Here is a 15,464-nt window from a genome sequence, read left to right on the forward strand (position 1 = left end):
TTATAATCAGCCTAGTAACAACCAGCATAAGAAAATAAACAGACCAAACACCATTACAGTTGCGTAATGATACAGATAACCACTTTGCATAGCGCGTCCTCTTTGCGCAAACCATCTTACTGTACGACCAGTTCCGTTCACTATCAGGCCATCAATAAGCTTTTGATCGCCGGTATTATAAAAGAAACGCCCTAGTCCTTTTGAGCCACGAACAATCACAAGGTTATTAAAGGCATCAAATCCATATTTATTAATAAGAATACGATAGAGCCAAGATAATCTTCTTGATAAAACAGCAGGGATGGAAGGAAAGGCGATATAGCAAATCCAAGCAATTAATATACCTGCCATTGTTATCCAAAAAGTTAGTGTCGTTACCGCATGTAAAGCTTCTTGCCAGGGCGAAGAAACTTCTTTGGCAATTTCACCGAGAACATTATGCTGAGGTAGCACGAATAATGACTTGCCTAATAATGTAGGGGTATCAAAGAGCATAGGCATATAAAGCACATAACCTAAGATTATGGATGGGATAGCCAGCAAAACGAGTGGAAGCCATACTACCCAAGGGGACTCATGGAGATGTGAGAGAGTATGTTCATCCATCCTAGGTTTCCCGTGGAATGTCATAAATAAAGCACGAAACGTGTAAAGCGCAGTGACCATGGCTCCCAGTGCTACACAAAAGTATGCATAGCCACTACCCGGGATTTCAGAAAGTTTGGCTGCTTCGATAATCGTATCTTTCGAATAAAAACCAGCAAAGGGAGGAACAGCGCATAGCGCAAGGCCCCCGATAAAAAAAGTAATATACGTAATCGGCATTTTATTCCAGAGCCCGCCCATTTTACGCATATCCTGCTCATGGTGCATACCTATAATTACTGAACCTGCAGCAAGAAATAATAACGCCTTGAAGCAGGCATGTGTCAGTAGATGAAACATGCCAGCACTATAAGCAGATGCTCCCATAGCGACCATCATGTAGCCTAATTGTGACAGCGTTGAATAAGCCACTACTCGTTTAATGTCATTCATTACTATGGCTAAAATTCCTGTAAATAATGCACCTGTCGCACCGATAACTAAAATTGTGCTAAGCGCTGTAGTAGACCATTCTACTAAAGGTGAGATTCGCGCAATCATAAATACACCAGCAGTCACCATGGTGGCAGCATGGATTAATGCTGAAATTGGAGTGGGACCTTCCATCGATTCCGGTAACCAAACATGCAAAGGAACCTGGGCAGATTTACCCATGGCACCTACAAAGAGCAACAGGCAGATTACTGTAATCAACGACCATGAATGACCGGCATATAGTTCTACTGTCTGGCCAGCCAGAACATTTGCACTACGAAAAACAGTTTCATAATCGAGACTTCCTGTATAGGCCAAAACCATTCCTATCCCTAAAACAAAACCAAAATCGCCTACACGGTTTACAATGAATGCTTTCAATCCACCTTCAATAGCTGACTCTTTATAATACCAAAAGCTGATAAGCAAGTAAGAAACCAAACCTACACCTTCCCAACCAAAAAATAGCTGCAAGAAATTATTGGCAGTAACCAGCATAAGCATCATAAATGTAAATAAGGAAATATAACTAAAGAAACGTTGATATCCATCATCATCAACCATATAGCCAATACTATAAATGTGTACGAGGAGAGAGACAAAGTTGACAATCACAAGCATGACTACGGTGAGCGGATCAATCAGAAATCCAATATGAAATGCATATGGAAACAACGTCCCCCCACTAGCCCAGGTAAAAAGATTGACATTTACAGTATCTACTCTACCGCTTAGAATTTCGGCAGCCACATAAATTGATAAAATTAATGATAAACCTACACCAACGATGGTCGCAGAATGTGCCCCAACGCGGCCGATTTGATTGCGAAAAAAACCAGCAACCACTGAACCAACCAGAGGTGCTAGAACAATTACGAGACATAGCTGTTGTATACTCACGTTATCAACCTTTTAAATGATTCATCTTGTCAACATCAATATTGCCCCGATTACGATAGAGCAACATTACAATCGCTAAACCTATTGCTGCTTCTGCAGCAGCAACCGTTAAGATAAAAAAGACAAATACTTCGCCCGCTACACCACCGTAATAATGGGAAAAAGCGATAAAGTTTGTGTTGACTGACAACAACATTAATTCAATGCAGACCAGCAATAATATAACGTTTTTGCGATTAAGCATTATACCGACCAAACTTAAACCAAACATAATTGCGGCTAATATCAGATAATTATTAATTGGGATCATTAATTTATTCCTGGTTATTTCTCTGATTTCATAGTAATAAGGTCAAGCCTATCTTCAGGACGTGTCATGATTTGCTTGGTAATATCCTGGCGCTTGGATCGAATAGTTCCTCGATGGGCTAAAGTGATTGCAGCAACAATAGCAACCAATAATAATACCGCCGCAACTTCGAAGGCAAAAATATAATCGGTATAGAGAACCAGCCCAATTTCTTCAGTATTAGAGATTGGTTTCAGCGGGGCGATATAATGTTCATCGTCTGCGCTTGTTGCTGCAGTTGAGGTCGTTGCTACAACTTCTACTGCTTTGTTAAAGGATTCTTCTGGCATTGCAATTAAGAGTAATCCAGTGAGTAATGCCACTAAAATTAAGCCGAAAGGAAGATAGCGAACAAAATGAGACTTCATTGACTCAATGTCTATGTTAAGCATCATCACTACGAATAGGAACAGTGTCATTACCGCACCCACATAGACGAGAACCAAAATAAGTGCTAAAAACTCTGCTTCGGCAATAATCCACAACACTGAACTGGCAAAAAAAGTTACAACCAGAAACAAGACGCAGCGAACCGGATTATTTTGAGTAATAACCATTAAAGCGGATAGCAAAGCTAATCCAGCAAAAATATAGAATATTATTTGTAACAATAGCTCATGCATTTTTCACCCCGTTAGCGCCATTTTTTATCGGCTTCTCTATCAGCGGCCAATTTTTTTTCCATCAAATCACCCACAGCCAGCAGTTTTTCCTTTGTCATAATATTTTGCCCACGTTCGCTGATATGGTAGTGATGAATTGGTGTTACAACAATCGAATCAACGGGACAAGACTCTTCGCATAAGCCGCAGTTGATACACTTAAACATATCAATATCATACCGTGTAGTGCGTCTTGACCCATCTTCACGTGGTTCGGACTCAATCGTAATAGCCAATGCTGGACACACCGCTTCGCATAATTTACAAGCAATGCATCTTTCCTCCCCATTGGGATAACGTCTTAAAGCCAGCATTCCGCGGAAACGTGGGGACAATGGTGTTTTTTCCTCAGGAAACTGCACCGTTATTTTCTTTTTGAAAAAATACTTGCCAGTTAATTTCAAACCACTAAATAGTTCCCAAAGCAGAAAGCTGCGCAGATAGTGTTTAATATATCGATATGCTTGTTTCATTAGCTTGCTCAATTAAGACTGGTTAAAACCATGGTTTTAGCCGTGCTACTACCATTAAGGCAGTAACAATAACCCAAACTATAGTGACCGGGATCAACACCTTCCATCCTAAACGCATTAACTGATCGTAGCGATAACGCGGAAAGGTTGCACGAATCCATAAATACACGAAGAGGAAAAATGCGACCTTCATCAACAACCAGATAAAACCAGGTACCACAAAGAAAATATCGTTTAATACGGGTATACCTTCAAAAGGAGATAACCATCCTCCCAAAAAGAGCAAGGCAATCACTGTAGAAATTAAAATCATACTGGCGTATTCAGAAAGGAAAAACAGAGCAAATCCTATACCTGAATATTCAACATGAAACCCCGCAACAATTTCTGATTCGCCTTCTGCCAAATCGAATGGGGCACGATTGGTTTCTGCAATACCTGCAATCCAAAAAGCAACAAAAAGAGGTAATAATGGTAAAAACCACCAATGCCATATCCCCCCCTGCTGCGACATGACAATATCAGTTAAATTCATGCTGCCTGCTGCCAATAAAACACCTACAAATGAAAATCCCATTGCGATTTCGTAGGAAACAGTTTGCGCAGCGCTTCTTAATGCCCCAAACATGGCATATTTAGAGTTGGAAGCCCAACCAGCAATGAGGACACCGTATACCCCTAGTGAGCTCATCGCAAATAAGTATAAGACCCCTGCATTAATATTGGCTAAAACAATGCCTTCAGAAAATGGAATCACAGCCCAACCCGCCAATGCGGGCGCTAACGCGAATAAAGGGGCAATTACAAACAAATATTTATTTGATTTTGTTGGAACAATAATTTCTTTGGTTATTAGTTTAAGTAAATCAGCAAAAGGTTGGGTCAACCCTCGCCAACCAACTCGATTAGGTCCAATTCGGACTTGAATATAACCGATAACCTTCCGCTCAGCATAGGTTAGATAAGCTACTGCTAAAAGCAGCGGTACAACGATGATCACAATTTTGATTATGATCCATAGTAAGATGCCAATGTCTTGTAGCATGTTTTTATCCTAACCCTTTATTGTTATTGCAGCAAAAGAGTGCCCTAGATCGACTGTTTCTGGCATTGCATTTGCCACCCAAACCACATCGGGGGCTATTCGTTCATCTCGTTTAAGCGGCAATGTTATCTCAATATCACCTTGAGATACAGTAGCAACCCCATCTAATTTCAATCTATCTGCCGTTGTCGGATGAATTTTTATACATGCCGTTTCTGTAGCAGCACAAACTTGTAGCGCTTGAGCATGTCGTACAATCATATCTGAACGGTACAATGGCCATTCGCCAACCCGAACCAATTCTTGATTATTTAAAGGCAAGGATTCTGGATAATAGGGCTGATATTTTACCTCCGTAGTCATGTTGACTAAAGATTTGATTTCCTGCAAAACATCTTCTGATGAAAGATAATCAAAATGTTTACATTGCAGCAAGTTACCCAAAACTCTTAATATTTTCCATGCTGGCCTTGCTTCCCCATGAGGAGATAGGGCACCTTTTACTGTTTGCCACGTGTGATCAACATTAATATAAGTGCCTGAAGTTTCAGCGTAAGGCGCTATTGGTAATATTACATCTGCATAATCCTGCATGGACTCATGTTGAAATGCAGATAACATTACTACAAATTCCGCGCCTAGCATTGATTGGCGAGCTCGATAAGGATTCGCAAAATCGTAGCCAGGCTCTACTGCCAAAAGAAAGTATCCTTTTAGCTTGGCATTCAATGCTGCCTGAACATCTAATCCAGGAGACTCAATCTCTCTGGCTGCTATTGTGCGATGCGGTAACATCCCTGCCAACCAGCCACCGGTACTGTTTGAACCTGTTGTTAACCGTAGAACACGAACGCCTTGTTGTTCTATTTGATTGACCAGGGTTCGCAGTAAAGAAGCATCAGGATGATTTTCAAATATCGCCCCTGTGATTATCGCTGCATTAGGTTGTCGTAAAGCGTTTGCCATAGCCAACATAGTTTTATCAGGCTGCAGACCAAGCAATAATTTTTGAACTGCCTCTGGCAATTGACTGGCATCTTCTGTTATGGCTAACAACAATTTCGCCATTTGCATTGGCAATTCCTGAGGGGATGTAATAACTTTCCCTGTCAATTCAAAATGGTAATCATAATCCACAGGATTAATGGCAAAAATCTTGGCACCATTACGGAAAGCTTTGCGTACCCTTACACCAGCCAGAGGAACTTCACGATGAATATTGCTACCTAATAAAAGGATATGACTCAAATTTTCCAACCCAGAATAGTTCAGTGAACTACCAGGCATCGTTGCTTGCATCGCTTGATCACGAAAATCCACTTGTTGAATACGGTGATCCAAATTATTAACACCAAGCTCTCGCATTAGTTTCTGTAGTAAATAGAACTCTTCTAAAGTTGAAGAGGGTGAGGCGAAGGCTGCAAACTGCTCTGGACCATGTTGTTTAATTACCCGGCTAATACCATCAGCAGTGAATTTCAACGCGGTTGACCAATCTACAACCTGCCATTGCCCATCACGCTTAATCATAGGTTGACTGGCACGGGCTTCATGGTTTAAGCCTAAATAACTGAAGCGGTCTCTATCAGACAGCCAGGTCTCATTAATTGCTTCATTTTCACGTGGAACAACGCGCATAAGCTCATTCCTACGTACGTGCAAATGGATATTTGAACCCAAACAGTCATGTGGAGCGACACTATCATGCTGGACAAGCTCCCAGGCTCTGGCTGTAAAACGAAATGGCTTTGAAGTCAGGGCACCGACAGGACAAAGATCAATAATATTCCCTGAGACTTCTGAAGTCATACTGTGTTGCACATAAGTGCCAATTTGCATTGCTTCCCCGCGACCTGTTGCACCTAACTCCCTTACTCCAGCAACTTCTTCACCAAAGCGAACGCATCGAGTACAGTGAATACAACGGGTCATTTCCGTTGCGATCAGTGAACCTAGATTGTCATCCTCTACTGCCCGTTTACTTTCTTCGTACTCAGAAGAATCATAACCAAAGCCCATTGAGATATCTTGTAATTCACATTCACCACCTTGATCGCAAATAGGGCAATCAAGTGGGTGGTTTATAAGAAGAAACTCCATCACGGCTTCTTGTGAACGAAGTGTTTCCTCAGATTTTGTGAAAACTTTCATTCCATCTGTAATTGGAGTTGCACAAGCTGGCACGGGTTTACGGCCATTTTCAACCTCTACTAAACACATACGACAATTCGCAGCTACTGAAAGCTTCTTGTGATAGCAAAAGCGAGGAATATAAATTCCTGCCTCATCAGCAACCTCAATTATCATTTTGCCGTTTTCAACTTCAAATGTTTTACCGTCGATTTCAATGGTAGCCATTGTTTAACCTTCTCAATTATGCTGCAACGATCGAGCGTTTATGCTTAATGAAATATTCAAATTCATGATAAAAATGCTTTACGAAACTTTGTACGGGCCAAGCCGCTGCTTCCCCTAAAGCACAAATGGTACGTCCTTCGATTTTATCTGCAACGTTTGCCAATTTTTCAATATCCCCTGGTTCCCCATGTCCGTCCTTGATTCTATGAATTAACCGAACCAACCACCCCGTACCTTCTCGACAGGGAGTACATTGACCACACGATTCATCCATGTAAAATTCAGAGATGCGATATAGAGCATCCACCATGCAAGTGGTTTCATCCATTATAATTACTGCACCTGAGCCTAATCCGGAACCTGCTTTTTGGATGCTGTCATAATCCATATCTAAATTCATCATGATATCACCTGGTAATACCTTCATAGAGGTTCCGCCAGGTATAACTGCTTTAATCTTACGTCCTTCTCTGACTCCACCAGCTAACTCCAATAGTGTTTTAAACGGAGTTCCTAAAGGAATTTCAAAATTACCAGGTTTATTAACATGACCACTAACACTGAAACATTTTGTACCACCATTATTAGGTTTACCCAATTTAAGAAACCATTCCCCTCCTTTCTCCATGATAACGGGAACGGAAGCAAATGTTTCTGTATTATTGATGGTAGTAGGTTTCCCATACAAACCATAATTGGCAGGGAAGGGAGGTTTAAATCGTGGTTGTCCTTTTTTACCTTCAAGGGAATTTAATAAAGCGGTTTCTTCACCACAAATATAAGCTCCAGCACCTAGATGGTTATATAAATCAAAATCAATTCCTGAACCTAAAATGTTCTTTCCAAGAAAACCAGCAGCATAAGCTTCTTTTAATGCTGATTCCATACGTTGAAAAGGAAGCCAAAATTCACCCCGGATATAGTTATACCCTACAGTCGCCCCCATTGTATAACCGGCAATAGCCATTCCTTCTATCAATTGATGAGGGTTTAACGCTAGAATTTCGCGGTCTTTGCACGTGCCTGGTTCACCTTCGTCAGAATTGCATACCACGTATTTTTGCACGGGAGAATTACGATTCATGAAACTCCACTTAAGTCCAGTGGGAAATCCTGCGCCGCCGCGCCCACGTAGTGCTGAGGTCTTTAGCTCTTCTATAATCTGCTGAGGCGGAGTTTGTTCCTTCAGAATGCGCTGCCATGCACTGTAACCACCGATACTCTGATAGGCAGCCATCGTCCAAGGTTTGTCCAAATGGAATGTTCGGTAACAGACTTGATTTAATTCAACCATGACAACTCACCTCTATCGTTCATTGGTACTGTTCCAAAACCTGGTCAATTTTTTCAGGGGTTAAATTTTCATGATAGTCTTTATCCACCTGCATCATTGGGGCATTTACACAAGCACCTAAACACTCCACTGACCTTAAGGTATATTTGCCGTCAGGCGTTGTTTCACCAAGTTTAATATTCAATTTTTTCTCTAAATGCTTCACTACTTTTGAAGAACCACAAAGCTTGCAAGAGATATTTGTACAAACATTAATTAAATGACGACCAACTGGTTTGTGTTCGTACATGGTATAAAATGTAGAAACCTCATAAACAGCAATAGCAGGCATATCTAGGTAGTCGGCTACAGCATCCATTAATTCTGGTGTTAAATACCCCTGCTCTTCTTGCACCACCATTAAGGCTCGCATTACTGCGGATTGCTTTTCAGTAGCTGGATATTTAGCAATCCAATAATCAATTTCATCCATACCAGCGGCTGATACAAATTGACGAAGTAGTTTAGCTGAATTATCAGACATTGTTTTCTAACCCTAATACATTTAATTGTGCAGGCAAAGCCTGCTTCATTTAGCGATCAATTTCCCCAAAGACAATATCTTGACTTGCCAGGATGGCCACACCATCGGCAAGCATATGTCCGCGAACCATTTCATCGTAACTGGATAAATGAGCGAACCCAGGCGCCCGAATTTTTAAACGATAGGGTTTGTTTGCTCCATCTGAAACCAGGTATATACCAAACTCACCTTTAGGTGCCTCTACTGCAGCATATACTTCCCCTTGTGGTAGGCAAAAACCTTCCGTGTACAGTTTGAAATGATGAATTAACGCCTCCATATCATGCTTCATTTTTTCACGCGTGGGTGGTGTTATTTTATGATCATCAACTTTTATTGGTCCGGGATTTTTCTTAAGCCATTCTATACATTGCCGAACAATTCGGTTGGATTGTCGAAGCTCTGCAACCCGAACGAGATATCGGTCGTAGCAATCACCTGTTTTGCCAACAGGAATATCAAAATCTACTTTATCATAGACTGCATAAGGTTGTTTTTTGCGTAAATCCCAAGCTATACCGGATGCGCGAAGCATTGGTCCTGTAAAGCCCCATTGTAAGGCCATTTCTGGTGGGACAATACCAATATCGACTGTTCGCTGCTTCCAAATTCGGTTATCGGTCAACAGGGTTTCATACTCATCGACGCGTTTAGGGAAGCGCTCCGTAAATGCCCACAAGAAGTCAAGTAAACTGCCTTGTCGGTGTTCATTCATTTTTTCTACTTCACGCTCACTATGCCAGCGTGAGGGTTTGTACTGAGGCATTGTATCGGGTAAGTCACGAGCTACCCCTCCTGGGCGATAGTACTTAGCATGCATACGAGCACCAGAAACAGCTTCATAACAATCGAATAAATCTTCTCTTTCACGAAAGCAATATAGAAAAACGGTCATTGCACCAATGTCAAGTGCCGTCGCCCCAAGCCATAACAGATGATTTAATATTCGCGTTACTTCATCAAACATTGTACGTATATATTGAGCACGGAGCGGAATTTCGATACCCAGCAATTTTTCTATTGCTAAAACATAGGCATGCTCATTACACATCATGGATACATAATCCAAACGATCCATATAACCCACATTTTGCACATAGGGTTTAGTTTCCACTAACTTTTCAGTTGCCCGGTGCAACAAACCAATATGTGGATCGGCTCGTACAATGGTTTCCCCTTCCAACTCCATCACAAGGCGCAATACACCGTGTGCCGCTGGATGTTGCGGGCCAAAATTGAGCGTATAATTTTTTAACTCAATCATTGCTCATCCCCTTGTTTTTCTGGGTCAAGATAGCGATTATCATTTCTTATTACCTTAGGCACGAGTATTCTGGGTTCAATCTCTACCGGTTCATAAATGACTTGCTGTACTCGAGCATCATAACGCATTTCCACATGTCCACTAAGGGGGAAATCTTTGCGAAATGGGTGGCCAATAAATCCATAGTCTGTCAAAATTCGGCGCAGATCAGGATGGCCATCAAATAAAATTCCATATAAATCATAAGCTTCACGTTCAAACCAATTGGCTGACTTCCATATTTCATGAGCAGAAGGAATAACTAAATGGGAAGAGTTTAAAAATACTTTCACACGTAGGCGGTGATTTTTTGTAGTAGACAATAAATGGTAAACAACGGCAAATCGAGGCTTGGAAAGTGCGTAAGCCTTAGCTGCTTGTCGCTCTACCCCTCTTGAAAATCCATGTTCGGTGGCAGATTCAGTTTCCCAATCGTATTCACCATAAAGTAAATAATCCACACCACAAAGATCTATGAGCTGATTAAATTCAAATGCATCATGATCACGCAATTGGTAGAGTGCCGCTTTGATATTAGTAGCCTCACACTCTAAGGTAATCTCGTCATTATCCAAGTTTACCGATGAGATCAAGCCATCCAGTTCAGTTGTTAGTTTTTCAGCCAAATTTGTTAATTTTGTCATCTGATGCACCTGTGCTGGTCTTAAGCTTCAATTATCTGTTTACGTCTAATTTTATTTTGCAATTGGATAATTCCATAAAGCAAAGCTTCAGCTGTTGGAGGACAACCTGGTACGTAAACATCAACAGGCACAATGCGGTCACAACCTCGGACAACAGAGTAGGAATAATGATAATATCCCCCTCCATTCGCGCAAGATCCCATTGAAACCACCCACCTTGGTTCAGGCATTTGATCATATACACGGCGTAACGCAGGCGCCATTTTATTGCATAAAGTGCCTGCGACAATCATGACGTCTGATTGTCGTGGACTTGGTCTAAAGATAATACCGAAACGGTCCAAATCGTAGCGAGCAGCACCCACATGCATCATTTCCACGGCGCAACATGCCAAACCGAAAGTCATGGGCCACATTGAACCGCTTCGAGCCCAACCTACGAGCTTTTCCACGGAGGTTGTAACAAAGCCAGTTTTCTGCAATTCAGCTACAGCCATAGCAAGCCTCTATAATATCTGGGTTTAATAACGTTATGGTCATTTCTTTTAAGGAAATGAAGAAGCTTACTCCCATTCAAGAGCGCCTCTCTTCCACTCATAGATAAAGCCAATTACCAATAGGCCTAAGAAGATCATCATCGCGGAAAAACCGAACCAACCAATCTTACGTAAAACTAAAGCCCAAGGAAAGAAAAAGGCAGTTTCCAAATCAAATATAATAAACAGTATAGCAACTAAATAGAACCGGACATCAAAAGGGATATGAGAACTTTCGAACACACCAAACCCGCATTCATAAGGGGCATTTTTGACTGAATCTGGGTTATGTTTGCCAAACAGTGAACCTGCTGCCAACATCACAAGGCCTATTATGAGGCCCATTACGATAAAGATAAATATAGGTAAGTATTGTGATAGCATCATTCACCACTTTGCTCGGATTAAATGGTGCCGAAGGCCGGACTCGAACCGGCACGGCTTACGCCACCGCCCCCTCAAGACGGCGTGTCTACCAATTCCACCACTTCGGCATAGTTAATTATTGTTTTCCGCTCTTACTGCTATCAACCGGTACTGGAATTTTATTTTCCGGTATACTGGTTTGTTGAGGAATGGCTTGCTGTGCTGTCTTTTGGTATTGAGAAGATACCATATAGGACAGAGACAAACTGGTGACAAAAAATGTCAAGGCCAAACCGCCGGTCAATTTGAACAAGAAACTGCCTGTACCTTGGCTTCCGAACACTGTATTAGATGCTCCTGAGCCAAAAGCCGCCCCTATGTCGGCACCTTTACCATGCTGAATGAGTACCAAGCCAATTAAGACTATAGCAATCAGCACGTGAATCATCAGAATCAATTGATACATTTTACAATATCCACAAACTGTTGTGCATTAAGTGATGCACCACCGACCAAACCACCATCAACATCTGGCATAGCAAACAATGCACTTGCATTTTTTTCATTTACACTGCCACCGTAGAGTATAGACAATTGATTGGCGTCATTACGGTCAATTTTTGCTACCAGGGCTCTAATTATGCCATGCACTTCTTGTACTTGCTCCGGCAACGCGGTTTGCCCTGTTCCTATCGCCCATACGGGCTCATAGGCTACTATACAATGACTAAAACAATGATTGTCAGTTTCAGTGACAGCTAATAATTGCTTAGTTATTACGCTTTCTGTTAATCCTTTTGTACGCTCTTCAAGTGTTTCACCAACACAAAGAACGGGTATCATACCATGTTCTTTCACATGGTGGAATTTATCTGCAACAAATTTTTCATCCTCACCAAATATTTGTCTGCGCTCTGAATGGCCCACCAAGACATAGCTGCAACCAAACTCTTTAAGCATTGAGCCAGACACTTCTCCGGTGAATGCACCCGAATCTTGTGGAAACACGTTTTGCGCGCCCCACTGAATGGTGCTTTCTTTTAATTCTTGTTGCACCAACTCCAAATAAACAGCGGGTGGAAATACCAGACAATTTGCACGTTTAAGTCCCTTGGTTAAGACTACCAATTGTTCACAAAGGGCTTTAATCTGGCGAATGTTGCCATTCATTTTCCAGTTACCAGCAACGATCTGTTTCCTCATTTATCCCCCACCGGATTACGGTGCGAGACTATACAGCAAACTGCATTTAAATCCTAGTACTAGTTGTTTTTTTCTTTTTTAGTGGCTTTATTGTGTTAAATTTTAGATCTAATTGACTCTTGTCAATCTAATTAGTTCAGTTAGAATCAATAGACATGCGCAAGGAGGTGCTGTTATGAAAGATAAAATTATGGACTTAATCAAGGAACTGGCTTATTTGGAAGAACCTTATATCCTTGAAACGCTGACCTCTATTTTTGAAAGTAAAAAAGAATTATTTATGGCAGATACAACGATAACGCTGCCCGAAAAATATACTTCTTTTTGGTTTGTGTTACGCAATGTTTACTCAGATCTTGCTACATGGCAGCAATTAGCTAGCGAGCAACAAAAGAACGCTTCTTTACAACTTGAAATTTCATCGCTTTCTGAACAACTTAAACACATTAAATCCCAAATTAACCACGTTAATGAAGAGCAGCTACAGCGGAAAAGGTATTTCACAACTATTTCTAGAGCATTATTCGAAGATTACAATGCTTATTTGCTTTCGCAAAATCCTCTTATCGCTACCATGGTACCTACCACCTCCCAACAGCAGCAGCATGTACTCAACAATTATTTAAAAATTCTTCAGGATCAGATAAATAAATTGATATTTGACACAGCACGCCTTCATTTAGGAACCCTAATCCTTAAACGAAAAGAGCTTAGTATTAGGTTAAAACAACTCCATGTCATTGTCACAGACAGCTTTGCTGATGCGCCATTAATCTATGAAAAGCTCAAAGAGCTTAACCACCGCTTAGTTAATCTTAAAGAAGGTATAGATAAAGCACAACAGGAACTTGCTGAGAACATTTCCACCAATGACATTCGCCAGGAGATTAAAAACAAGACTCAATTAATTGAAAAAGCAAAAGCAGAGTTGCTAAGTATAGAAGTGAAAATTGACAGACATGAATTATCGCCTGATATAAAAACAATGCTTACAAGTGATTATGCGATGGCGGATGACAAAGAAAATTTTATTGCTGAATCGCAGAACAGCTTAAGCTGGTCAAGTTCTCTTTTTAATCTCCATTCCTGGTATTCCTGGGGTACAGATACGGAATATAAAGCCAAATTAAGCCGCTCACACGCTGAATTTTACTTTTTGCAATTACTGCATCAACAAGAAGAGCTAAACACCTACATTCAGCAGCTCACCAAACAGCTTGTCAGTACCCAAGACTTACTGGGTACTTCATCATCCACTACGAAGCCGTCTATCGATTTAGCGCTCCTGCAACAACATACACTTCAATTGCTTAAGGAGTACAATCCCGATTATAAGCCTGATGAAGTCACTAATGTGTCCTTGCTGACAGCAATAATTAATACAATAGGTCCTCTTAGCAAATGTATTGATGAGACAGAAGAATCCTTGCATCTGCTTGTTCAATTAATGCAAATTGACAGCGCCATTCTGGAGCTACGAACAACGAATACCTTAACGGATGAAACTGATGCACTAATGCCCAAGCCAGAAGAACTTTCTCAACTACGTATAACTGAAGTGACTCGCCAGCAAGAAATAGAGCGATTACAAGAGAAAATTAAAGTTTGCACCGCCTCGTCGTCAAACCTGGCAACAATGATCGAATTAACCAATAAGCATGAGTTGTTGCGCAAAGAAAAAGGGGAGTTGGACACAAAACTTAAACAGAAGAAAGCCAAACAGCCACAAGCAGCGAACCGTAATAGTTTGGAGACTAAAATTGAACAAATTAAGCACTCAATACAATTGCAAATTATCCATTTAGATACTGAACTAAAGGCGCTTGCTACTAAAAGCGAAGACCCGTTGATTTCAGAACAAACAGTCAACAAACAAGTTACTAAATTAATGGATTATCAGAATAATCTACATACCTGGAATTGTTTAATTGGTAATAATATTGAACATTTTTCTAACCAATTGCTGAATTGGTATCAACAGCTCTTTATCACATTGCAAATGCATGTGACGGATGAAATTTCCTATTATCAGGCGTGCCAACTGTTACGTGATATTTACTTTGAAGTGGAAGCCTCAAAAAAATCTAAGGATTTTACTGTCCTTGCGAACTATCAAACACTATGTCCCACTCCTCAAACTACATGGCAATGCCTCACTTCCCTTAAACCAGGCTTTCCTCTTCTACAAGAAGGCAACAAATTGACTGATGTTCAAAATCCTGTATTAGAAACACACTTGAAAGGACTTTATCAGCAGCAACAATTGCTTCGAAAAGATTATCCACGAGAAGGACAGCTTTTACTCCAGGCTATCTATAATTTGCATCAAGGTTGTTTATTATACGAAATGAATCCCAAACATCCTGCACTTACATCATTACTTTGCAGCTTAGAAGATCCACGCTATGAGATACTACATAGCCATCGTGGATTTCATAAAGTGTTTGAATGGATAGCAAAACTTTGCTCTTTCTTAATTGATTTAATTAAACATCCTCAAGAAAAAAGCAACTCTCGGCAATTTTTCTTTTTTAAGCCAACAAAAACTATCCAGTTATTACAAGATGCGACCATGGAACTGGGCAAGCATGCCAAACCTTTAGAGGTTTCGCCAACTTGAGTCCAAAATGTCTTGATTTTAGAGTCCTGCTACTCACATATCTGAAGTTGTGAGCAACAGGGCAGCGAA

Annotated in this window: 15 protein-coding genes and 1 tRNA gene; 1 reads left to right on the forward strand and 15 read right to left on the reverse strand. The window is 40.9% G+C overall.

All coding sequences use genetic code 11. The features are described 5' to 3' along the window. Nucleotides 1-6 precede the first annotated feature (6 nt). The 15 genes from nuoL to tpiA form a co-directional block, all read right to left on the reverse strand. Complete coding sequence (gene nuoL / locus Ljam_RS08365) at nt 7-1,980, reverse strand: NADH-quinone oxidoreductase subunit L (RefSeq protein WP_058449589.1); 1,974 nt, start codon at nt 1,978-1,980, stop codon at nt 7-9. A 4-nt stretch (nt 1,981-1,984) separates the two neighbouring features. Then, nucleotides 1,985-2,290: an NADH-quinone oxidoreductase subunit NuoK gene (gene nuoK / locus Ljam_RS08370; protein ID WP_058449590.1), complete on the reverse strand. Its 306-nt coding sequence runs from the start codon at nt 2,288-2,290 to the stop codon at nt 1,985-1,987. 14 nt (nt 2,291-2,304) lie between these two features. After that, the gene (locus Ljam_RS08375; RefSeq protein ID WP_058449591.1) at nt 2,305-2,952 is read right to left on the reverse strand and encodes an NADH-quinone oxidoreductase subunit J; all 648 of its coding nucleotides are present in this window, start codon (nt 2,950-2,952) and stop codon (nt 2,305-2,307) included. 11 nt (nt 2,953-2,963) lie between these two features. Beyond that, on the reverse strand, nt 2,964-3,464 hold the full coding sequence (gene nuoI, locus Ljam_RS08380) for an NADH-quinone oxidoreductase subunit NuoI (protein ID WP_058449592.1): 501 nt from the start codon (nt 3,462-3,464) through the stop codon (nt 2,964-2,966). Nucleotides 3,465-3,486: 22 nt separating this feature from the next. Next, complete coding sequence (nuoH, locus tag Ljam_RS08385; protein ID WP_058449593.1) at nt 3,487-4,509, reverse strand: NADH-quinone oxidoreductase subunit NuoH; 1,023 nt, start codon at nt 4,507-4,509, stop codon at nt 3,487-3,489. Between the two features lie 9 nt (nt 4,510-4,518). Next, a complete protein-coding gene (nuoG, locus tag Ljam_RS08390) occupies nt 4,519-6,867 on the reverse strand; it encodes an NADH-quinone oxidoreductase subunit NuoG (RefSeq protein ID WP_058449594.1) in 2,349 nt (782 codons plus the stop codon). Nucleotides 6,868-6,883: 16 nt separating this feature from the next. Beyond that, complete coding sequence (gene nuoF / locus Ljam_RS08395; RefSeq protein ID WP_058449595.1) at nt 6,884-8,161, reverse strand: NADH-quinone oxidoreductase subunit NuoF; 1,278 nt, start codon at nt 8,159-8,161, stop codon at nt 6,884-6,886. A gap of 19 nt (nt 8,162-8,180) precedes the next feature. Then, complete coding sequence (gene nuoE / locus Ljam_RS08400) at nt 8,181-8,684, reverse strand: NADH-quinone oxidoreductase subunit NuoE (RefSeq protein ID WP_058449596.1); 504 nt, start codon at nt 8,682-8,684, stop codon at nt 8,181-8,183. A 49-nt stretch (nt 8,685-8,733) separates the two neighbouring features. After that, nucleotides 8,734-9,987, reverse strand: coding sequence for an NADH-quinone oxidoreductase subunit D (locus Ljam_RS08405; RefSeq protein WP_058449597.1), 1,254 nt, complete (start codon nt 9,985-9,987; stop codon nt 8,734-8,736). Next, on the reverse strand, nt 9,984-10,670 hold the full coding sequence (locus Ljam_RS08410; protein ID WP_058449598.1) for an NADH-quinone oxidoreductase subunit C: 687 nt from the start codon (nt 10,668-10,670) through the stop codon (nt 9,984-9,986). The genes Ljam_RS08405 and Ljam_RS08410 overlap by 4 nt, the downstream gene beginning before the upstream one ends. Before the next feature lie 20 nt (nt 10,671-10,690). Continuing rightward, nucleotides 10,691-11,167, reverse strand: coding sequence for a NuoB/complex I 20 kDa subunit family protein (locus tag Ljam_RS08415; protein WP_058449599.1), 477 nt, complete (start codon nt 11,165-11,167; stop codon nt 10,691-10,693). Between the two features lie 66 nt (nt 11,168-11,233). Further along, entirely contained in the window at nt 11,234-11,590 is a 357-nt protein-coding gene (ndhC, locus tag Ljam_RS08420) for an NADH-quinone oxidoreductase subunit A (protein ID WP_058450769.1), read from the reverse strand. A gap of 25 nt (nt 11,591-11,615) precedes the next feature. After that, nucleotides 11,616-11,700: transfer RNA gene (locus Ljam_RS08425), tRNA-Leu, on the reverse strand. 8 nt (nt 11,701-11,708) lie between these two features. Continuing rightward, nucleotides 11,709-12,038, reverse strand: a complete 330-nt coding sequence (secG, locus tag Ljam_RS08430; protein ID WP_058449600.1) for a preprotein translocase subunit SecG — start codon at nt 12,036-12,038, stop codon at nt 11,709-11,711. Then, on the reverse strand, nt 12,026-12,775 hold the full coding sequence (tpiA, locus tag Ljam_RS08435) for a triose-phosphate isomerase (protein WP_058449601.1): 750 nt from the start codon (nt 12,773-12,775) through the stop codon (nt 12,026-12,028). Before tpiA ends, secG begins: the two co-directional genes overlap by 13 nt. A 175-nt stretch (nt 12,776-12,950) precedes the next feature. Here tpiA and Ljam_RS08440 point away from each other — a divergent pair, with 175 nt between their 5' ends. After that, nucleotides 12,951-15,395, forward strand: coding sequence for a coiled-coil domain-containing protein (locus Ljam_RS08440; protein ID WP_058449602.1), 2,445 nt, complete (start codon nt 12,951-12,953; stop codon nt 15,393-15,395). The last annotated feature ends 69 nt before the right edge of the window (nt 15,396-15,464 follow it).

This window comes from Legionella jamestowniensis, assembly GCF_001467745.1.
Classification (GTDB): Bacteria; Pseudomonadota; Gammaproteobacteria; order Legionellales; family Legionellaceae; genus Tatlockia; species Tatlockia jamestowniensis.

Bases quoted from the DNA above. Each gene is read 5' to 3' on its own strand.
- nuoK (WP_058449590.1), bottom strand. From the start codon at position 2,290: ATGATCCCAATTAATAATTATCTGATATTAGCCGCAATTATGTTTGGT.
- Ljam_RS08375 (WP_058449591.1), bottom strand. From the start codon at position 2,952: ATGCATGAGCTATTGTTACAAATAATATTCTATATTTTTGCTGGATTA.
- nuoI (WP_058449592.1), bottom strand. From the start codon at position 3,464: ATGAAACAAGCATATCGATATATTAAACACTATCTGCGCAGCTTTCTG.
- nuoH (WP_058449593.1), bottom strand. From the start codon at position 4,509: ATGCTACAAGACATTGGCATCTTACTATGGATCATAATCAAAATTGTG.
- nuoG (WP_058449594.1), bottom strand. From the start codon at position 6,867: ATGGCTACCATTGAAATCGACGGTAAAACATTTGAAGTTGAAAACGGC.
- nuoF (WP_058449595.1), bottom strand. From the start codon at position 8,161: ATGGTTGAATTAAATCAAGTCTGTTACCGAACATTCCATTTGGACAAA.
- nuoE (WP_058449596.1), bottom strand. From the start codon at position 8,684: ATGTCTGATAATTCAGCTAAACTACTTCGTCAATTTGTATCAGCCGCT.
- Ljam_RS08405 (WP_058449597.1), bottom strand. From the start codon at position 9,987: ATGATTGAGTTAAAAAATTATACGCTCAATTTTGGCCCGCAACATCCA.
- Ljam_RS08410 (WP_058449598.1), bottom strand. From the start codon at position 10,670: ATGACAAAATTAACAAATTTGGCTGAAAAACTAACAACTGAACTGGAT.
- Ljam_RS08415 (WP_058449599.1), bottom strand. From the start codon at position 11,167: ATGGCTGTAGCTGAATTGCAGAAAACTGGCTTTGTTACAACCTCCGTG.
- ndhC (WP_058450769.1), bottom strand. From the start codon at position 11,590: ATGCTATCACAATACTTACCTATATTTATCTTTATCGTAATGGGCCTC.
- secG (WP_058449600.1), bottom strand. From the start codon at position 12,038: ATGTATCAATTGATTCTGATGATTCACGTGCTGATTGCTATAGTCTTA.
- tpiA (WP_058449601.1), bottom strand. From the start codon at position 12,775: ATGAGGAAACAGATCGTTGCTGGTAACTGGAAAATGAATGGCAACATT.
- Ljam_RS08440 (WP_058449602.1), top strand. From the start codon at position 12,951: ATGAAAGATAAAATTATGGACTTAATCAAGGAACTGGCTTATTTGGAA.